The organism is Raoultella sp. T31 (assembly GCF_002806725.1).
In the GTDB taxonomy this organism is placed as follows: Bacteria; Pseudomonadota; Gammaproteobacteria; order Enterobacterales; family Enterobacteriaceae; genus Klebsiella; species Klebsiella electrica.
The window spans coordinates 208,130-228,052 of sequence record NZ_PIBO01000001.1 but is presented as its reverse complement, the minus strand read 5'-3'; the positions used below and the strand labels follow the sequence as shown (position 1 = coordinate 228,052).

The 19,923-nt window shown below is 57.0% G+C and carries 20 protein-coding genes; 14 read left to right on the top strand and 6 right to left on the bottom strand.

What is annotated here, in order from left to right:
* Positions 1 to 6 precede the first annotated feature (6 nt).
* From CWM52_RS01135 to CWM52_RS01080, 12 genes are all read left to right on the top strand, one after another.
* The gene (locus CWM52_RS01135) at positions 7 to 762 is read left to right on the top strand and encodes a hypothetical protein (RefSeq protein WP_100682412.1); all 756 of its coding nucleotides are present in this window, start codon (positions 7 to 9) and stop codon (positions 760 to 762) included.
* Positions 744 to 1,016: a EutN/CcmL family microcompartment protein gene (locus CWM52_RS01130; RefSeq protein ID WP_004863583.1), complete on the top strand. Its 273-nt coding sequence runs from the start codon at positions 744 to 746 to the stop codon at positions 1,014 to 1,016. Before CWM52_RS01135 ends, CWM52_RS01130 begins: the two co-directional genes overlap by 19 nt.
* A 17-nt stretch (positions 1,017 to 1,033) precedes the next feature.
* Positions 1,034 to 1,543: a GlcG/HbpS family heme-binding protein gene (locus CWM52_RS01125; RefSeq protein WP_100682411.1), complete on the top strand. Its 510-nt coding sequence runs from the start codon at positions 1,034 to 1,036 to the stop codon at positions 1,541 to 1,543.
* A gap of 27 nt (positions 1,544 to 1,570) precedes the next feature.
* On the top strand, positions 1,571 to 2,782 hold the full coding sequence (gene tdcD / locus CWM52_RS01120) for a propionate kinase (protein WP_100682410.1): 1,212 nt from the start codon (positions 1,571 to 1,573) through the stop codon (positions 2,780 to 2,782).
* Positions 2,783 to 2,985: 203 nt separating this feature from the next.
* A complete protein-coding gene (gene grpH, locus CWM52_RS01115) occupies positions 2,986 to 3,267 on the top strand; it encodes a propanediol utilization system shell hexameric protein GrpH (RefSeq protein WP_004863596.1) in 282 nt (93 codons plus the stop codon).
* Between the two features lie 21 nt (positions 3,268 to 3,288).
* Entirely contained in the window at positions 3,289 to 4,074 is a 786-nt protein-coding gene (pduB, locus tag CWM52_RS01110; RefSeq protein ID WP_100682409.1) for a propanediol utilization microcompartment protein PduB, read from the top strand.
* A 41-nt stretch (positions 4,075 to 4,115) separates the two neighbouring features.
* Complete coding sequence (locus CWM52_RS01105) at positions 4,116 to 5,618, top strand: aldehyde dehydrogenase family protein (protein ID WP_100682408.1); 1,503 nt, start codon at positions 4,116 to 4,118, stop codon at positions 5,616 to 5,618.
* A 25-nt stretch (positions 5,619 to 5,643) separates the two neighbouring features.
* Positions 5,644 to 5,943, top strand: coding sequence for a hypothetical protein (locus tag CWM52_RS01100; protein ID WP_100682407.1), 300 nt, complete (start codon positions 5,644 to 5,646; stop codon positions 5,941 to 5,943).
* A 10-nt stretch (positions 5,944 to 5,953) separates the two neighbouring features.
* The gene (locus CWM52_RS01095) at positions 5,954 to 6,529 is read left to right on the top strand and encodes a DJ-1/PfpI family protein (protein ID WP_100682406.1); all 576 of its coding nucleotides are present in this window, start codon (positions 5,954 to 5,956) and stop codon (positions 6,527 to 6,529) included.
* A gap of 78 nt (positions 6,530 to 6,607) precedes the next feature.
* Positions 6,608 to 9,151, top strand: a complete 2,544-nt coding sequence (grpM, locus tag CWM52_RS01090) for a glycyl radical diol dehydratase GrpM (RefSeq protein ID WP_100682405.1) — start codon at positions 6,608 to 6,610, stop codon at positions 9,149 to 9,151.
* A gap of 108 nt (positions 9,152 to 9,259) precedes the next feature.
* Complete coding sequence (locus CWM52_RS01085; protein ID WP_100682404.1) at positions 9,260 to 10,177, top strand: glycyl-radical enzyme activating protein; 918 nt, start codon at positions 9,260 to 9,262, stop codon at positions 10,175 to 10,177.
* 94 nt (positions 10,178 to 10,271) lie between these two features.
* Complete coding sequence (locus tag CWM52_RS01080; protein WP_100682403.1) at positions 10,272 to 11,099, top strand: MIP/aquaporin family protein; 828 nt, start codon at positions 10,272 to 10,274, stop codon at positions 11,097 to 11,099.
* A gap of 194 nt (positions 11,100 to 11,293) precedes the next feature.
* On the opposite strand, the gene CWM52_RS01075 is transcribed toward CWM52_RS01080, so the two are convergent.
* The 4 genes from CWM52_RS01075 to CWM52_RS01060 all read right to left on the bottom strand — a co-directional run bounded on the left by CWM52_RS01075 (position 11,294) and on the right by CWM52_RS01060 (position 15,505).
* Positions 11,294 to 11,872, bottom strand: coding sequence for a BMC domain-containing protein (locus CWM52_RS01075; RefSeq protein WP_100682402.1), 579 nt, complete (start codon positions 11,870 to 11,872; stop codon positions 11,294 to 11,296).
* A gap of 12 nt (positions 11,873 to 11,884) precedes the next feature.
* The gene (metK, locus tag CWM52_RS01070; protein WP_100682401.1) at positions 11,885 to 13,075 is read right to left on the bottom strand and encodes a methionine adenosyltransferase; all 1,191 of its coding nucleotides are present in this window, start codon (positions 13,073 to 13,075) and stop codon (positions 11,885 to 11,887) included.
* A gap of 133 nt (positions 13,076 to 13,208) precedes the next feature.
* On the bottom strand, positions 13,209 to 14,261 hold the full coding sequence (locus tag CWM52_RS01065) for a response regulator (protein WP_100682400.1): 1,053 nt from the start codon (positions 14,259 to 14,261) through the stop codon (positions 13,209 to 13,211).
* A gap of 2 nt (positions 14,262 to 14,263) precedes the next feature.
* Complete coding sequence (locus CWM52_RS01060; RefSeq protein ID WP_206057657.1) at positions 14,264 to 15,505, bottom strand: PocR ligand-binding domain-containing protein; 1,242 nt, start codon at positions 15,503 to 15,505, stop codon at positions 14,264 to 14,266.
* A gap of 464 nt (positions 15,506 to 15,969) precedes the next feature.
* Here CWM52_RS01060 and CWM52_RS01050 point away from each other — a divergent pair, with 464 nt between their 5' ends.
* Together CWM52_RS01050 and gap are read left to right on the top strand one after the other, a co-directional pair.
* Complete coding sequence (locus CWM52_RS01050) at positions 15,970 to 16,950, top strand: GlxA family transcriptional regulator (RefSeq protein WP_100682397.1); 981 nt, start codon at positions 15,970 to 15,972, stop codon at positions 16,948 to 16,950.
* 78 nt (positions 16,951 to 17,028) lie between these two features.
* Positions 17,029 to 18,039: a type I glyceraldehyde-3-phosphate dehydrogenase gene (gene gap, locus CWM52_RS01045; protein ID WP_100682396.1), complete on the top strand. Its 1,011-nt coding sequence runs from the start codon at positions 17,029 to 17,031 to the stop codon at positions 18,037 to 18,039.
* A 190-nt stretch (positions 18,040 to 18,229) separates the two neighbouring features.
* Here gap and CWM52_RS01040 read toward each other — a convergent pair whose 3' ends face one another.
* Both CWM52_RS01040 and CWM52_RS01035 read right to left on the bottom strand, forming a co-directional pair.
* A complete protein-coding gene (locus tag CWM52_RS01040) occupies positions 18,230 to 19,096 on the bottom strand; it encodes an ABC transporter permease (protein ID WP_100682395.1) in 867 nt (288 codons plus the stop codon).
* Entirely contained in the window at positions 19,068 to 19,922 is an 855-nt protein-coding gene (locus tag CWM52_RS01035; protein ID WP_100682394.1) for an ABC transporter ATP-binding protein, read from the bottom strand. Before CWM52_RS01035 ends, CWM52_RS01040 begins: the two co-directional genes overlap by 29 nt.
* Position 19,923 lies beyond the last annotated feature (1 nt).

The following is a 19,923-nucleotide window of genomic DNA, read 5'->3' as shown; positions in this document are numbered from 1 at the left end:
ACAACGATGGATGCACAGCGACTCTCACACCGGCTCGACCGCCTCATTGCCGACCTGCTGGCTCAACGTCGGCGGCGCCTGCAAGCCCACGGCAAGGTTATGCGCGTGGTATTAAGTGGGGAGGATCTCGCCACACTCCCGGCGACGCTGGATTGTCTGACGGCGCTTAACCGACGCGGCTATCTGCTGGTGATGACCTTTTCCCATAGCGCCATCCAGGCGTCGTTGCACACCCTCTGTCTGGAGGCTCTGGCACATCGCGATGTTGAGGCGCTGTGCGATGACCGGGATCCCTGCAAGGCAGAAGATGCGTTCAGCGGCCTGTATCTGCCCGCGTTGTCCACTAACAGCCTGAGCAAAATCGCCTTAGGTATACGCGATAACCGGGTGTGCCGTTGGGCTTTTCACGCCCTGAGTCTGAACATCCCCATCATCGTCACGCTCAATGCCGAATGCCGGGACACCGCCGCCAGCCAGCTCCCCCCGGCATTGCGGGCACAGCTGACCCGTTACGTCGCCACCCTCGGGGAGTATGGCATCACGATTATCGGCCGCCCCACGGCGAACCCGGCACAGAGGCCGGCAACGCGCGTTGGTAAGCCGCTGATCACCCTCAGCGATGTGCGCCAGCACCCCACTGGCGCGGTACTGTCCGTTGGGCCGCGGACGCTCATCACTCCCGCCGCTCGCGATGAAATTCGCGACCGCGGTATTGTCATGGTGCAGGGTCACCAGGAGGAAATATGTATCTGGCAAAAGTAACCGGAGCCCTGGTGTCGACGACCAAGCATGCTTCGCTCAATGGTGCAAAGCTGCTGATTGTCGCCCGCCTGGATGAACACTATCAGCCCACCGGCACGGCACAGGTCGCCGTCGACTTTGTCGGCGCCGGAAACGGGGAAACGGTCATCGTCACCACCGGTAGCTCCGCGCGGATGACCACCAGCAAAGAACATTCGGTGATTGATGCTGCCGTAGTCGGCATTGTCGACTCGCTCGATCTTAACGGCCAGTAAGCGCCACGGAGGAAAGTATGCACACCACGTTGAATGCTGAACTGGATCGCCGTATCAACGATGCCATTGCGCGTCAGTTAGCGCCGCTTCCGGCCTCGCTGACGCTGACGGATGCGGCATCGCTGGCGCACTATGCCATCGATGCGGCGAACAGCGCGAAGGTGCCCATTGTTTTTAGCCTGGTGGATGCCCACGGTCTGCAGCGCTACTTCTTTAGTCAGGATAACGCCCTGCTTATCAGCCATACGCTGGCCATGCAAAAGGCCTGGACCGCCGTGGCGCTCAGGATGCCGACCCACCGGCTCGCGGCCGACGTATTGCCTGGCGCCAGCCTGTACGGCTTGTCGCATACGCAAGGGCTTTGCTGCTTTGGCGGCGGGCTCCCCTGCTGGTCCGCCGGCGTGCTGCTCGGCGCTATCGGCATCAGCGGCGGGAGCGTCGAGGAAGATATCGCGATCGCCACGCAAACTCTGGCGCGCTTCAGCCGCGAGCGTTTTTCGCTCACACCATGCAATGAGTCTCTCTAAAGAAAACGGATACAGACAGGGGTCATCATGTCGTCAGCATCACTGATTCTGGTTATTAACTGTGGTTCATCTTCCCTCAAGTTTTCCGTCATCCCGCGCCACCAGGAGACCCCGGTGCTCTGCGGACTGGCCGAAAAGCTGGGGCTTCGCGACGCCTGCATCACGTTCAACGATGCGCAAGGGAAGACGACCAGCGGGTTGCCTGACGGTGCCAGCCATACCTGTGCGCTAAAGGCGCTGTTCGCCCGGCTCGCCGGGCAGGCGCTACTGCCGCAGGTGTGCGCCATCGGTCATCGGGTGGCGCACGGCGGGAATGACTTCAAACATTCGGTGCGGCTCACGGCGCCGGTCATCGAGCGTATCCGGGAATTATCGGCGCTGGCCCCGCTGCACAATCCCGCCAACCTGACTGGCATTGAAGCCGCCATGGCGCTGTTACCCGAGCTGCCGCAGGTGGCGGTGTTTGATACCGCCTTTCATCAGACGCTACCGCCGGCAGCCTATACCTACGCCATCCCGCTGGAGTATTTACACCAGCATCAGGTCCGACGTTATGGCTTTCATGGCACCTCCCATCGCTTTATCGCCGCTGCAGCCGTCGCACGTCTGGGCCTCAACCCCGCCAACCACGGCATACTGATTGCCCATCTCGGCAATGGCTCGTCGGTCTGCGCGGTGAAAAACGGGCAGAGCGTCGACACCTCGATGGGCATGACGCCGCTTGAAGGGCTGGTGATAGGCACGCGCTGCGGCGATCTGGATTTTGGCGCTGCGGTCTATATTGCCCGCTGTACCGGACAGACGATTGAATCACTTTACAAGATGGTCAATAGCGAGGCGGGATTGTTCGGTCTGTCGGGTCTGTCCAGCGATTGCCGCACCCTGCAAGAGGCGCGCAGCCACGGCGATCCCCGGGCCACTCTCGCGATTGATGTCATGGTACACCGACTGGCCCGCCACCTTGGCGCCCATCTCGCTTCGCTACATCGCTTTGATGCGCTGATCTTTACCGGCGGCATCGGGGAGAACTCGGCGCTGGTCCGGGAGCTTACCGCCGAACGGCTGGCAATATTTGGCGTGCAGCTCGACACCGCGCGCAATGCGCAAATGGTCGCCGGCCGGGAGGGCATTATCTCACACCCCGGCTCACCGCTTGTGGCGGTCATTGCCACCAATGAAGAGCGGATGATTGCCGAAGATGCGGCTGCGCTTGCCCCTTTGCTGGAAGGGGCCGCCTGAGCGCATCCTCAAGGTAGTCATTCGGGGAGGATTTTATTGTCCAGCTGAAAACGGGAAAACAAGAAAGTCTCTCTGCCGGGCAAAACATTTTGTCTCTGGCACCATAACATCGTAGTGCATGAATTTATTAAGTCTATGAACTCAACCTTCGTCGGTTAATTCATAACTTGCTTTTACTCTCACCTGGAAATATTGAGGTCGTTATGCAACAAGAAGCATTAGGTATGGTTGAAACAAAAGGTCTGGTTTCCGCAATCGAAGCCGCAGATACCATGGTGAAATCCGCTAACGTCACGCTGGTGGGTTATGAAAAAATTGGTTCCGGGTTGGTTACCGTCATGGTTCGCGGCGACGTCGGCGCAGTCAAAGCGGCAACGGACGCCGGCTCAGCGGCGGCAGGTAAAGTCGGTGAACTGGTCTCCGTACATGTGATTCCGCGCCCACATATTGAAGTGGAAAAAATCCTGCCGAAAGCTGTCAGTTAATAAAGCCAGAGGATACCGACCATGAGAGATAATCTTGTTGAGCAGATTATATCTGAAGTAATGCACAAACAGACTGATGATCGCGCAAATAATAAAACGCTGGCCAGCTTTATCGGTTGCGGTTTAACTGAATTTGTCGGCACAGCCCTCGGGCATACCATTGGATTAGTTATTGCCAATGTTGATCATCAATTACATGAAGTCATGAATATCGACAAGAAATATCGCTCCATCGGTATTCTTGGCGCCCGGACCGGGGCCGGACCGCATATATTTGCCGCGGATGAGGCCATTAAAGCCACCAACAGTGAAATTCTCTCCATTGAGCTGGCTCGCGATACCGAGGGCGGCGGTGGGCATGGTTGCCTGATCATTTTCGGCGCTGCCGATGTCTCCGATGTGCGCCGCGCGGTTGAAGTCGCGCTGGGCGAAATTCAACGCACCATGGGCGATGTTTATGGCTCCCCGGCCGGTCATCTGGAGTTCCAGTACACCGCCCGCGCCAGCAGCGCGCTCAATAAAGCCTTCGGCGCCCCGCTGGGTAAATCTTTTGGCCTGACCTGCGCTTCCCCGGCGGCGATTGGCGTAGTGGTCGCCGACGCCGCGGCAAAAGCCGCCGTCATCGAACCGGTGGGTTACGCCAGTCCGGCGCACGGCACCAGCTTCAGTAACGAAGTGATCTTCACGTTTGCCGGTGATTCCGGCGCGGTACGCCAGGCGGTCATCGCCGCCAGAGACGTCGGGAAACAGCTGCTGGCGACGCTCGATCCGGCGCCCATCAAATCGACCACGACGCCGTACATTTGATGGTGGCACCCACGAGCGAAGCGAAGTAAGGAAGATACAGCATGAACGATCTTGATATTACTCAGGCCGTCTCCCGCGTGCTGAGTAAATATACCAAAACGACGGCACCAGCGCCCGAACAGCACGCGCCGGCAGCCACCACAGCGCTCGATCGCGGCAGCATCGACGCGATTGTCGCCAGCGTACTGGCAAGCCAGACCGTAACCGCTGTCGACGGTAGCGCCGGTGACGGGGTGTTTGCCACCATGGATGCCGCGATTGCGGCGGCGCAGCAGGCATACATCCAGTATCGCCACTGCTCAATGCAGGATCGCGCCCGCTTTGTTGAAGGCATTCGCCAGTTTTTCCTGCAGGAAGAAATTTTGCACACGCTCTCGACCATGGCGGTGGAAGAGACCGGGATGGGAAACTATGCCGATAAGATGGTGAAAAACCGCGTTGCCGCGCAAAAAACCCCAGGGGTTGAAGATCTCATCACCGCGGCAACCAGCGGCGATGGCGGCCTGACGCTGACCGAATACTCCGCCTATGGCGTCATTGGTTCAATCACGCCGACCACCAATCCGACCGAGACCATTATCAACAATACCCTCGGTATGTTGGCCGCAGGCAACGCCGTGGTCTTTAGCCCGCATCCGCGTTCGCGTCAGGTGTCGTTACACTGCATCACGCTCATCAATCAACAGCTGGCCCGGCTTGGCGCCCCCGCCAGTCTGGTCGTCACGGTCGCCAGCCCGTCAATTGACAACACCAATGCCTTAATCGGCGACGCGCGTATCAATATGCTGGTCGCCACCGGCGGGCCGGCGATAGTCAAAACCGTGATGTCATCCGGTAAGAAAGCGATTGGCGCCGGCGCGGGCAACCCTCCCGTCGTTGTTGATGAAACCGCCAATATCGAGAAAGCCGCCCGCGATATCATCAACGGCTGCAGCTTCGATAACAACCTCCCCTGCGTGGCGGAAAAAGAGGCCATTGTCGTCAATGAAGTGGCGGACTATCTCATCCACTGCATGAAAAAAAGCGGCGCCTGGCTGCTGTGCGACAAGCAACATATTCAGCGTTTACAGGCGCTGGTGCTGAATGAAAAAGGGAACGGTCCGAGTACCGCAATGGTGGGGAAAGATGCGCGCTACATTCTGCAGCAAATCGGTATCAGCGTGCCGGAGGAGATCAAAGTTATTCTGATTGAAACCGAGCGTGACCATCCCTTCGTGGTGCACGAACTGATGATGCCGATTTTGCCGGTGGTCAGAGTGGAAAACGTCGATGAAGCGATCGATCTGGCGGTGAAGGTGGAACATGGTCATCGTCACACGGCGATGATGCACTCTACCAACGTCGATAAACTGACCAAAATGGCGCGGCTGATCCAGACCACTATTTTTGTGAAAAATGGCCCGTCGTATGCCGGGTTAGGCGTCGGCGGCGAAGGACACTCCACATTTACCATCGCCGGTCCGACCGGTGAAGGCCTGACCTCGGCACGCTCCTACGCCAGGCACCGCCGTTGCATAATGGTTGAAGCGCTCAATATTCGTTGACTGAAGCAGGATGGCTGACCCGATCATGAAAAAACGCATTATCAACGCGCCGACGGCGGAAACGCTCGCCATGCTGAAAAGGCGGATGCCTTCGGAAGCTCGCAACCGGCTGGAAAGCATCCGCATTGACGCTATCGGGTTGATGATGTTGCCAGTACCCGATCTGTACTTTTACGCCGATCTGGCAAGTAAAAGCGCACATGTTGCGGTATCGGAGATCTTTGGCAGCTGTCCGCAGCATATCACGACGCTGGCGCTGTTCGGCGAGATCGCCGCAGTGAATGAAGCCATGCGTATTATTGAGGATGATGACAGTCCGTTCTGAGAGTTCGCTTATGAAAAGAATTTTGCTACTGGCAGGCGATTTCTCTGAAGACTATGAAGTCATGGTGCCGTGGCAGGCATTAAGCATGTTAGGTTTCAGAGTGGATGTGGTGTGCCCTGGAAAACGCAGCGGGGAATATATCAAGACCGCGATTCATGATTTTGAGGGCGATCAAACCTATAGCGAAAAGCCTGGCCACCTGTTCCGCTTAACCGCCTCTTTTGATGAGGTCAGAGTGCAGGAATATTGTGGGATATATCTTGCCGGCGGCCGCGCTCCGGAATATTTACGCCTCAACCGGATGGTATTAAATATCATCCACTGTGCGAATAATATTTCGCTACCGATTGCCGCGATATGTCATGGACCACAAATTCTGGTTGCCGCCGGGATATTAAAAGGTAAAACGCTGACGGGATATTTCACTTTGAAGCCTGAAGTTGAAATGGCTGGCGGCATATGGGTGAGCGCCGCAGACCACGAGGCGGTACATGACGGCAATCTTGTCACCGCGACGACCTGGATGGCGCACCCGGAAATATTACGTCAATTTATTAGTTTAATCGGCAGCAATACTATTAGCTAGCGTACCCGGCACTACCGTCAGGTAAAAAAACTCAGGTGTGGTAATACCCCACGCTTATATCATTTCGGGAGTTATTGTATGTTAGAGAAAGGCTTTACTCATCCGACCGATCGTGTAGTAAGACTTAAAAATATGATCCTGCATGCTAAACCATATGTAGAATCTGAACGTGCGGTGCTGGCAACCGAGGCATATAAAGAGAATGAACAGCTTCCCGCTATTATGCGTCGGGCAAAAGTCGTTGAGAAAATATTTAACGAACTGCCGGTCACTATTCGCCCTGACGAGTTAATCGTCGGCGCCGTCACGATTAATCCGCGTTCAACAGAAATTTGCCCTGAGTTTTCTTATGAGTGGGTCGAAAAAGAGTTCGACACCATGGCACAGCGTGTTGCCGACCCGTTTATTATTGAGAAAAAAACCGCCGATGAGCTCCACCAGGCTTTTAAATACTGGCCGGGTAAAACCACCAGTTCGCTCGCCGCCGCCTATATGTCCGAAGGGACGAAAGAGAGCATGAGCAACGGCGTCTTCACCGTCGGCAACTACTTCTTTGGCGGTGTCGGACACGTCAGCGTCGACTATGGCAAGGTACTGAAAATCGGCTTTCGTGGGATCATCGATGAAGTCACCCGCGCGCTGGAGAATCTCGACCGCCGCACTTCTGATTACATCAAAAAAGAGCAGTTCTACAACGCCGTTATTCTGAGCTATCAGGCAGCAATCAACTTCGCCCATCGCTACGCGCAGGAAGCCTCGCGCCTTGCCCGTGAAGAACGCGACCCTATCCGCCAGCGCGAGCTGGAACAGATTGCCAGCAACTGTACCCGCGTGCCGGAATACGGCGCGACAACCTTCTGGGAAGCCTGCCAGACCTTCTGGTTTATTCAGAGCATGCTGCAGATTGAATCCAGCGGCCACTCGATTTCCCCCGGCCGCTTCGACCAGTACATGTATCCGTATCTGGCGGCGGATACCGCCATCGGCAGCGAATTTGCCCAGGAGCTGGTGGACTGCTGCTGGATCAAGCTTAACGATATCAACAAAACCCGCGATGAGATTTCTGCCCAGGCCTTCGCCGGCTACGCCGTGTTCCAGAACCTGTGCGTGGGCGGTCAGACGGAAGATGGTCGCGACGCCACCAACCCACTAACCTACATGTGCATGGAAGCCACGGCCCACGTGCGTTTACCGCAGCCCTCTTTCTCGATTCGCGTCTGGCAAGGCACGCCGGATGAGTTTCTGTATCGCGCCTGCGAGCTGGTCCGTCTGGGGCTTGGCGTACCGGCCATGTACAACGATGAGGTGATCATCCCGGCGCTGCAAAACCGCGGCGTCTCGCTGCATGACGCCCGCGACTACTGCATCATCGGCTGCGTGGAGCCGCAGGCGCCTCATCGCACCGAAGGCTGGCACGACGCGGCGTTCTTCAACGTCGCGAAGGTCCTGGAGATCACCCTTAACAACGGCCGCTCAGGAAACAAACAGCTGGGGCCGATGACCGGCGAAATGACCCAGTACACCGGTATGGACGACTTCTTCGCCGCCTTCAAAAAACAGATGGCGCACTTTGTGCACCAGTTGGTCGAGGCGTGCAACAGCGTCGACATTGCCCACGGCGAACGCTGCCCGCTGCCGTTCCTCTCCGCGCTGGTGGATGACTGCATTGGCCGCGGTAAATCCCTGCAGGAAGGCGGCGCGATTTACAACTTTACCGGCCCGCAGGCGTTCGGTATTGCCGATACCGGCGACTCCGTCTACGCCATCCAAAAACAGGTGTTTGAAGATCGTCGCCTGACGCTTCAGGAACTGAAGGGCGCGCTGGACGCCAACTTCGGCTACCCGGTCGGTGGCCACCCGCATAGCGCGGCGGCAAAATCCTCTCTCGGCGAGCAGGATATTTACGAAGTGGTCAAACGTATTATCGACCGGCACGGTTCGCTGAATCCGGCAGAGATTAAAGACGAAGTCTATCGTCAGCTCGCCAGCACCAGTCCGGCCCCGTCGGCGGCAAATCCGCGTTATGAAGAGATTCGCCATATTCTGGAAAATACGCCGTGTTTTGGTAACGACATCGACGACGTGGATCTTGTCGCCCGCCAGTGCGCGCTGATCTACTGCCAGGAAGTGGAGAAGTACACCAACCCACGCGGCGGACGTTTCCAGGCCGGTATCTATCCGGTGTCGGCAAACGTGCTGTTTGGTAAAGACGTGAGCGCCCTGCCGGACGGTCGCCTGGCGAAAGAACCGCTTGCCGACGGCGTATCGCCGCGCCAGGGGAAAGATACCCTCGGCCCGACCGCCGCCGCCAACTCGGTAGCCAAACTGGATCACTTTATCGCTTCGAACGGTACGCTCTACAACCAGAAATTCCTGCCCTCCTCGCTGGCGGGGGAAAAGGGTCTGCGAAACTTTGGCGGTCTGGTGCGCAACTACTTCGATAAGAAAGGGATGCACGTACAGTTTAACGTTATCGATCGCAACACCTTGCTGGAAGCACAGAAAAATCCGCAGCAGCACCAGGACCTGGTGGTTCGCGTTGCGGGCTATAGCGCGCAGTTCGTGGTGCTGGCGAAAGAAGTCCAGGATGACATCATCAGCCGTACCGAACAGCAATTCTGATTTTGCCTGACCTGCCAGGGCCATACGGCGACGTATGGCCCTTTATCAGACCCGATTTTAGCGGCTGACTTGCTGTTGCCTGTGGTCGCTTTTTTGACGAGTGATGTTATGAACAGAGTCGAATACGATACCGAAGGCGTGTTATTCAATATTCAACGCTACTCCCTGCATGATGGCCCCGGCATCCGCACGATCCCCTTTTTTAAAGGCTGTCCGCTGGCCTGCAAGTGGTGCAGCAACCCGGAATCTCAGCGCCCGCAGCCCGAGTTAATCTATAAAAAAAGCGACTGTATTCGCTGCGGAAAATGCGTGGAGGTCTGTCAACAGCGGGCGCTCTCCCCTGGCAATCCGTTCTTTATCGACCGCGAACGCTGTATTCAGTGCGGCCAATGCACCGCGGTTTGCCCGACCCAGGCGCTGGAAATGAAAGGCAAACGCATGACCGTCAGCGAGGTGATGCGTGAGCTGCAGAAAGAGGAAAACTTATTTCGGCGCTCCGGCGGCGGGATTACCCTCTCCGGCGGTGAACCGCTGGCGCAACCGGAGTTTGCCCGCGAGCTTCTGAAAGCCTGTAAAGCCAAGGGTTGGCATACGGCGATGGAAACGACGGGAATGACCCGCAAAGCGGTGATTGAGGAGGTCTTTCCGTGGGTCGATCTGGCATTGACGGATATAAAAGCCGTTAACCCGACGCTTCATCAACTCAATACGGGGGTTGATAACCGTACGATTCTGGAAAACCTGATTCGCATCTCCTTTATCACTCACGTTATTGTGCGCATCCCGGTGATTCCCGACGTTAACGACAGCCCGGAGGAGATTCGCAGCATTGCTGAATTTGCCCGCCTGATGTCCGGGGTAGACACCATTCATCTCCTGCCTTATCACACCTTTGGCGAAAATAAATATACCCTGCTGGGCCGCATTTATCCCATGGGGGATGTCGGCTCGCACTCCGAAGTCAAAATGGCCAACCTGAAAAAACTCGTTGAATCGATGGGATTTCATTGCCATATCGGCGGCTAATCCTGACAACGCAAAAAATGATTTCGCGCTCTTATCCTTTGTACCCCAATCGTTAAGAGATGGCGTAGCGCATCGCTTAATACAGGAAAAAACTATGAGTGACTCTCGTGAATCAGTAACCGGACAGTGTATTGCAGAATTTCTGGGGACCGGATTGTTTCTGTTTTTCGGCACCAGCGTACTGTGTGCGGCAAAACTGGCTGGCGCCAGCTTCGGTCTTTGGGAAATCTGCATTGTGTGGGGGCTGGGGATTGCGCTGGCGGTGTACCTGACGGCGGGGATCTCCGGGGCTCATCTTAACCCGGCGGTCACCATCGCGTTATGGATGTTCGCCCGCTTTGAGGCGAAAAAAGTCGCGCCTTATATCCTGGCGCAGATGGCTGGCGCATTTTGCGGCGCCGCCCTGACCTATCTGCTGTACCACAATCTGTTCGCTGATTATGAACAGGCCCACCAGATGGTGCGCGGCAGTCAGGACAGCCTGTATCTGGCCAGCATCTTTTCGACCTATCCGGCGGCCAGCATCAGCGTCTGGCTTGCGGCGCTGGTGGAAATTGTCATTACCTCGATGCTGATTGGCTTGATCATGGCGCTGACCGACGATGGCAACGGCGTGCCGAAAGGGCCGCTGGCACCGCTGCTGATTGGCCTGCTGGTGGCGGTCATCGGTGCGGCGACCGCGCCGCTAACCGGATTTGCCATGAACCCGGCTCGTGATTTTGGCCCAAAACTGTTCACCTTTCTGAACGGCTGGGGCTCCGTTGCCATGACCGGCGGCAGAGAGATCCCCTACTTCCTCGTGCCTTTGATTGCGCCGGTCATCGGCGGGATCCTCGGCGCGGCTATCTATCGCTTCGGTATCGGGCGCAACCTCCCTGCCGCCAAAGCCGCCGGGGAGACGGCGAATCATCCGCTGTCCTGATTAACCTGACGCGCCGGCACTCCGCAACGCGCTGCGGAGTGCTCCCCCCTTTTCAGCTCCGCCCCCTCTCCCCTGGCGCCATGCGACGCTTAATTCCGATGGTTCAAACACTGCTCACCCCCTCTCGCCGCCGTTTTCCTGATGCGCAACGACAAAAAAGCCACCCGCAGGTGGCTCAACTGAAACGATGTAAGTTAGCGCCGGGTGTTCTTCGCCCGGGTTCGCGCCGTTTTTTTCTCCTCCGGGCTCGTCTGCGCCGCGGGTGCAGGCTGAGGTTCAGCCTCTTTACCCACCGGCTGAACCCGCGCCGGGTCACTCTCCGCCGCGGGTGATTCTGCCGACGCAACCTCCGGGCTCTCCTCGAAGGCCAGGCAGGAGGCGACCTCTGCGCAAGAGGCAATATTGACCACCGCAATCGTCGCATCAGGGCCGTTCTCTGCCGCCGGGAGGCATTCGGCGACAGGCGCTGCCGGTTCAGGAAGCGCGCCGCACGTTTGCGATGAGGCAATCAGAGTGTCGATCCCGGCAGCGGTACGCGCAATCACTTTCCAGGCGTAGACCTGCCCGACCCGGCTGGCGGCGGCAACCCCGGCGGACACGGCGGCGTTCATGGCGCCAACCTCACCGGTTAATTTGATGGTCACCAGCCCGCCGCCCTTCGTCAGCTCGTATCCGACCAGTTCGACATTCGCCGATTTTATTGCCGCATCGGCGGCCTCTACCGCCGCCGTTAAGCCAACGGTTTCAATTAAGCCTAAGCTCTGCCCGGACATATCTCTCTCCTGTTATTTTTCATGCAAGGGGGCACACACCGACGCGCGCAGCTGGCCGGCGGCATCGTCACGCAACCGCGGCGCCTTATCCGTGCTTTCCCAGGGGAAGACTTCCCGACCAAAATGGCCGTAGCAGGCCGTCTGGCGATAGCGCGGCGCCAGCAAATCAAGCTCGCGGATGATGCCATACACGCTGAGGTCAAAATGACGGTCGACCAACTGCGTCAGCTGCTTTGCCGACAGGCGGGAAGTCCCAAATGTATTGATGGCCACCGAAACCGGTCGGGAAAGGCCAATGGCCCAGGCCAGCTGGACTTCGCATCGCGTGGCGAGCCCCGCCGCAACGATATTTTTCGCCACGTAGCGCGCAGCATAGGCCGCAGAACGATCGACCTTCGAAGGATCTTTACCGGAAAACGCCCCGCCGCCGTGGCGCGCTGCGCCGCCATAGGTATCGACAATAATTTTGCGTCCGGTCAGGCCGCAATCCGCAGCGGGTCCACCGTTGATAAACGGCCCCGCAGGATTAATCAGTAGCCGCGTGGCGGGAATCAGCCAGCGCGCCGGAATAACCGGTTTAATGACCTCTTCCAGCACCGCTTCACGCAGTGTCGCCAGCGGAAGATCGGCGCGATGCTGCGTGGAAACCACGATGGTGTCAGCATGATCGACCCGTCCGTCACGATAATGCAGCGTCACCTGGCTCTTGGCATCCGGTAATAACCCATCCAGCTGGCGTGTTTTACGCAGCTGCGCCTGACGCGCCATCAGCCGGTGAGCGTAGAGAACGGGAGCAGGCATCAGCTGTGGCGTTTCATCGCAGGCATAGCCGAAGGTGATTCCCTGATCGCCGGCCCCCAGTGAGGTCGGATCGCGGGCGCGGATCCCGTTAGCAATATCAGCAGATTGCCTGCCCAGCAGGCTGATCACCGCACAAGTTGCGGCGTCAAAACCTTTCGACGAGTGGTCGTAGCCGACAGACTTCACCGTCGCCCGCACAATCTGCTCAAGGTCGATACTGGCATCGGTCGATATCTCTCCGGCCACAATCACCGCCCCGGTTTTGACCAGGCACTCGCAGGCCACTTTGGCCCACGGATCGCTGAGTAAACAGGCATCGAGAATGGCGTCAGAAATCTGGTCCGCCATCTTATCCGGGTGCCCTTCGGCAACGGATTCGGAGGTAAAGAGGTATTCATCCATGGCAGGGCCACTGTATAAAGAAGGGTGTTCCATCTTAGCGGCGCGCGGCGCGGCGGCGAGTAAACAATCTTGCCGGGATAGCGGACTTTCTTGCGCTTACGCTGGGGCAAGCGCAAAAAAGACCGGGTGGCGATCAGCCCGCCTCGGGCGAAGCGATGCGGCGATAATCGGATGGCGCAATGCCGGTCTCTTTCTTGAAGATCCGACAAAAATAGTTCGCATCCTGCCAGGAGAGCTCCAGCGCGATGGTGTTCACTTTTAAATCGCTGAATTGCAGAAGAGATTTGGCGATGTTGATTTTGCGGCTGGTAATGTAACTGGAGAACCCGCTACCGGTACTCTTTTTAAACGCCCGGCTCAGATAGCACGGGCTGACGAAGGACTCCGCGGCGATATCATCCAGCGTCATGTTGTTAAGCATGTTTTTTTCAATATGGAAGCGTGCTCTGGCGACAAAATCCATGCCGCCGCTGGCGCTTTTAAACAGCAGCTCGAAGATAGCGCGACTGAGATTTAACAACCCCACCATCACCTGCCAGTAGCGACCGGCGGCCAGACCGTGCTGATGAATGCTCTGAATCAGATCGGTAATCTGATACCGACACGGGGTATATTTATCGCCGAACCCGGCAAGGTGCTGCTGGAGCAATTCCAGCACGTTGGTCAGCCTCTTCACGCCTTCGTTATCAGGCGTCTGTTGCGCGCAGGCCGCATCCAGAATAGCGAATAACCAGGTGTGCCAGCCGGGATAATCACAATCGCTCATCAGGTCGTTTATCGTCTGCCGCTGCTCCCGCGTCGCGACAGCCCCCTGCTCATCCACCAGCAAGGTTTTACGAATCGTATCGCTGAGAATACTCTGCTTAACCGGTTTTAGCAGATAGTCATCCACTTTCAGGCTCAGCATATGACGCACAATATCAAAGTCATCATTCGCCGTGGTGACAATGACTTTGGTTTGCGTGTTTTTCTGCTTGAGATACTCAATAACCTGATTGCCATTGGGTAACGGAATGTTGATATCCACCAGCATCATATCGATTTGATTAAGTTCATCGATAAGCTGAATGGCCTTTTTCCCCGTCGCCGCTTCATGAATGACAGCGTTCTCCACGCAGCGCGAGACGATGCGCTTGAGCGACTCCGACTCAATATACTCATCTTCGACAATAACAATGCTATACATTCTCACACTCCAGATTCAGTCGGCGCCAGCGGAAACCGGAGTTTGACCGTGGTGCCGAGCATCGGCTTATGGGGACTGGCTATCTGCAAACCATAGTGTTCACCAAATAACAGCTGCAGGCGGTTGTTGATATTATTAATGCCGATCCCGCCTTTCTGTCGATTCTGGTTGCCGGAGAGAATATGCTCAATATCCTCGGGTGAAATACCATCCCCGTTATCGGTTATCTCGATAATCACATCTTTACCATCATCGGTAGCACGCAGAATAATGTGACTTTTGGTTTCACGCGGTTCGACAACATAATTAAAAAAGTTCTCCACCAGCGGCTGGAGAATTAAAAAAGGACAAACCGTTTCATTATATTTTTCAGGAATGTCGCAAATATAGTCAAAGCGCTCATTCATCCTGACTTTTTGAATTGACATATAGCAATTGACATAATTCATTTCGCGGCCAAGGGTAATCAGACCATTGTTATTCTTACGCAGCAAATAGCGCATCATATCGGAAAAGTCATGCACCATTGTTTCCGTACGGCTGGCATCTTCGAGAAACGCCAGACGACCTATTGTATTCAGCACGTTAAACAAAAAGTGAGGGTTAATCTGATAAGAGAGCGCTTTGAACTCGGCCTCATGCAATGAACGTTCGATCGCCACGCGTTTACGCAGTTCGCAGGTTAGCTCCTGCTCTTTTTGCCGCAGTTCACGCTGGATGTTGTTGGCATGAGCCTGCTCGACCAGATAGGAGGCCACGTGCAGCAGCGTGTAGGCCGTCGATTCAAAGCGATCGTAGGGGATGCGCGGCGTATTCTCATGCAGATTGATAAGCCAGGGATTGTCTTGCCACAGATGATTATTGTTGAGGATATAGGGAATGGTTTGCTCTTTCTCCGCTTCGACTTTGACCTGCCCGGAGATGAAGGCGCCGAGATAATGATTATTGATCATAATGGGCACGGCAAATTCGACAAAACCACAGTAACAGCGGTAGACCACCGGTTCGCCGGCAAGCATCGCCGCCCGCCCCCCGGCGCTGTCGCTGTCATAGCAGTGGCGGGCCAGGGTGGCATTCATTCTCGAGCGGGCGCAAAAATCAGAGAATCCGCTCGCCTGGGTGACCGGAATACCGTCCTGATCGACCACCACCAGCGCAATCATCATTGATTGACTAAAATTGTCCTGTAACGTTTGCAACCGGTCAACATCAAGGAATTCGTGTAATTTGTAGTTATTTTTCATGATATCCACCAGGTCAGATCAAAATGCCGCTAAACCATACCCTGGTTACCGTTTTAAAATGATGAAACCGCTCACAAACAAAAAAATGAGTTGTATGATAAATGTTAATTTAATGACCGTAATGCCTGTGCTTTTTATTATATTAATTAACATTATTTTTGCGAGTGATAATATCATCCAACACCATGATGAATTAATAACTCAGAGACGCGCAGTAACCGGTTTCTGTTCTGCCAATTAAATTAAACCGAACAATGAAATTAATCTTTTGCAAATATTCGCTCTCTATGGCCGTAAAAACCCCGCCGTGGGCTTTTATTTGCTCCGTCCTGAATAGCGTTGACACGTTCCTGACTTAAATCCGGAGAAGGTGATGATGACTGAGTTCAAACGCCCGCATCGTCTTGCGCAACGCCGCCATCTTCCCTGTTGACTTATTTTGTCAAAGGTTTACTTTTCAGGACATGAAGAAAATACTGATTATCGTCCCCGATGGCGGCATGCTGTTTGAGTCCGCCGGTATTGCCGACATTCTGATGCAGGCAAACCGACTGCATGCCGACGGCGCTCAGGCGCCGCGTTATCGCGTCGCCGTCGCCACCCCCCAGCCTCATCAGGTGGTCCACGGTCAGTCCGGGTTGAACCTGCTTGCTGACCACCGCCTTCACGAAGTGGATCCGCGCGAGCCTCTCGATACCATCATCATCACCGGCAAAGGGCAAAACGAGCAGGAAGGCACCGCCGTTGTCGACTGGCTACGTCTCGCCGCTCCCCACGCACGCCGTATCGCTTCTATCTGCGGCGGCGCGCTTTTGCTGGCGCAAAGCGGCCTGCTCAATGGCCGACGGGCCACCACCCACTGGAAACTGCTGGAGTCGATGCAGGCGACCTTTCCCGAGATTCGCGTCGAAGGCGGGCCGCTGTATATCCAGGATGGCGCCATCTGGACATCCGGCGGCGTCAGCTCTGGTTTCGACCTGACGCTGGCGCTGGTGGAGGAGGATTACGGCTTTAGCCTCGCCCGCGATATCGCCCAGGATATGGTGATGTATCTGCGTCGCCCCGGCGGCCAGCTGCAGTTTAGCCGCTATAACCTCCAGCAAATCAACGGCCCGGGGCCGCTTGGCGAGCTGCTGAAGTGGATTCTCGACAACCTTACCGGCGACCTGTGCGTGGAGAAGCTGGCGGAAAAGGTCGCCATGAGCCCGCGCAATTTCAGCCGCGTGTTTACCCGCGAAACCGGAATCTCTCCGGCGCGCTACGTCGCCGAAGCACGGCTCGCCGCCGCCAGAGAACGGCTCGAACAGAGTAACGACACGCTGGAACGCGTCGCGGAGCAAACGGGATTGGGTAGCGCCATCAACCTGCGACGCATCTTTGAAAAGCAGCTGCACCTGACGCCGGGAGAATATCGCCAGCGCTTTCACTGCCGCAAAATGGCGTAAAGTGATCGTTATTCGTCATTTACGCCAAAATGCCGACCACCTAAAGTACCACCAGAGACAACAAATAAGGAGTTGATCATGGTTAAGGTCGGTATTAATGGTTTCGGCAGAATCGGGCGTAACGTCCTGCGCGCGGCGCTGGGCAATCCGGACATCCAGATTGTGGCAATCAACGATCTGACGGACAGCAAAACGCTGGCCCACCTGTTGAAATATGACTCGCTGCTGGGCACCCTGCCGGTGGCCGTGGAGGCCGCCGACGGAAAGCTCAGCGTTGATGGTCAACCGATCATCGTTTACAGCGAACGCGACCCGGCGCGTATTCCGTGGCGAGACGCCGAGGTGGACATCGTTATCGAAGCCACCGGGTTCTTCACCGAACGTGAAAAAGCGGCGGTCCACATTCACAGCGGCGGCGCGAAACGGGTGATCATCTCGGCGCCCGGCAAGAATGATGATTTAACCATCGTGATGGGGGTGAACCACGAGCTTTACGATCCGCTGCAGCATGCGGTGGTCAGCAACGGAAGCTGCACCACCAACGGTCTGGCCCCGGCCGCCCAGGTTCTGCATCAGCATTTCGGGATCCAGCATGGCCTGATGAACACCACCCACGCCTACACCAACAGCCAGGCGCTACACGACCAGCCGGAAAAAGATCTGCGCGGCGCCCGGGCGGCAGCGTTATCCATCGTTCCCTACTCCAGCGGCGCGGCCAAAGCGTTGGGTAAAGTGATTCCGGCGCTCGATGGTCGTCTGACCGGCTACTCGCTGCGCGTTCCGGTGCCGGTGGTGTCGATTGTCGACCTTACCGTTACGCTGGAGCGCGCGGTGACGGCGGAAGAGGTGAACGAGGCATTCCGCCAGGCGGCGGCGGCGGGTCCGCTACAGGGTATTCTGGGCTACAGCGACGAACCGCTGGTCTCCAGCGACTATCAGGGCGACCCGCGCTCTTCTATTATCGATGGCCTGTCAACGCTGGTGATTGGCGGCAATATGGTCAAGATCCTCGCGTGGTATGACAACGAATGGGGCTTCTCAAACCGCCTGGTCGATTTGGCGCAGTTTATGGCCCGCCGCGAGCGCTAACCCTGCCCGCGGTGAACGCCCGCCCCACGCGGGCGTTCACCGTCAGCGGCGGTTGAGGGCCGCCAGCAATACCCGACGGGCACGCGGCGCAACCTATTCCCCTCTTTGGCAATCGCCCCCGCCTTGCTGCAGATAATTTTCCGGCACTTTCATCGCCACCATTCGCGTTCTTCTCCCTCTTATTCCGGCACTAGTTCTGCATGCCCCAGCGTTTGGTCGTTAGCCTTTCCACGGTCGCAAACACCAGTCCTTCAACCAGCAGGCCAATGGCGGTGACCATTACCAGCCCGGCAAACACCCGGTCGGTATACATCTCATTGCGGTTCTGAAAAATGTACCACCCGAGCCCGCCGCTGCCGCTCGACGCGCCAAACACCAGCTCCGCCGCAATCAGCGTCCGCCAGGCAAAGGCCCAGCCGATTTTCAGCCCCGAGAGCAGCGCCGGCAGCGCGGCGGGGATCAGGATCCACAGCACGTAGCGCCATCCTGTTAATCCATAATTACGCCCGGTCATTTTCAGCGTCTCCGGCACGCTCATAAAGCCAGACCAGGTATTCAGCGCCATGGGCCAGATAACCGAATGAACTATCACAAACACCAGGCTGGCGTTGCCCAGGCCAAACCACAGCAGCGACAGCGGCAGCAGCGCGATGGCGGGAAGCGGGTTAAACATCGCCGTCAGGGTGCTGAGTAAATCCCGCCCGATACGCGTCGAGATAGCCAGCGCGCTGATAAGCAGCGCCAGAAGCGTGCCCAGCAGATAGCCTTTTAGCAGCAGGGAGATTGACAACCACGCCCGGCGGAGCAGCTCGCCGCTCGCGATATCCTCCTGCAGAGCGGTAAAGGTTTGCCAGAAACCGGGGAACATCAGGTCATTGTTTTGCCAGCGCGCCGCCCCTTCCCATAGGGCGATCAGCACCACCAGCAGCAGGGATTTACGCAGCCACGCCTGATTTCCCAGACGCGCGAGCAGCGGCAGCGGTTCGGCCAGCGTGAAATTCTCCAGCGGCGGCAGCTCGCGCTGATATTCAGGCCGGACAGGAGGTAGGTTGCTCATACTGACTCCCTGAGTGATGATGCTTTGCGCCGACCTCGGGTGATGCCGGGGACGGAAATAACAGATCGTGGATCCGCGCGACGTCGGCCTGGAACCCTTCCCCACCGGCGTCCGCCAGAGTGTACTGATGACAGTTCAGCTCAGCCTTCACCCGCCCGGGATGCGGCGACAGCAGCAGCACCCGGCTGCCGACGATCAGCGCCTCTTCGATGGAATGGGTGACAAAGAGCAGCGTAAACCGCACCTCTTCCCACAGGCTCAACAGCTCCTCCTGCATTTTGCGCCGGGTCAGCGCATCGAGGGCGGCAAAGGGTTCGTCCATCAGCAAAACCTGGGGATGCAGCGCCAGCGCACGCGCAATGGCGACCCGCTGCTTCATCCCTCCGGAGAGCGTATTGGGATAGGCATGGCGAAACGCGCCGAGCCCCACCTTATGCAGAAAGTATTCCGCACGCTCCATCGCCTCCGCTCGCCCCGCCCGACGGCTGGCGATCAGCGGGAAGGCAATGTTTTCTGCCACCGTTTTCCACGGCGGCAGTTGGTCAAACTCCTGAAAAACCATCATCCGGTCGGGGCCGGGACGATTCACCGTTTCTCCCGCCAGGCGGATCGCCCCGGAGACCGGGGGTAAAAAACCGCCGATGGCTTTCAGTAAACTGGATTTGCCGCAGCCGGACGGCCCAAGCAGCACAAACCGGTCACCTGGCCAGACCTCAAAACTGACGTCATGGGTGGCCTGCACCAGCCGCTCGCGGGTGCGGTATTGCAGATTAACGCCCTCAACGCGCAGCAGAGGCGACGGTAATGCGGCGGATAGTTCAGACATA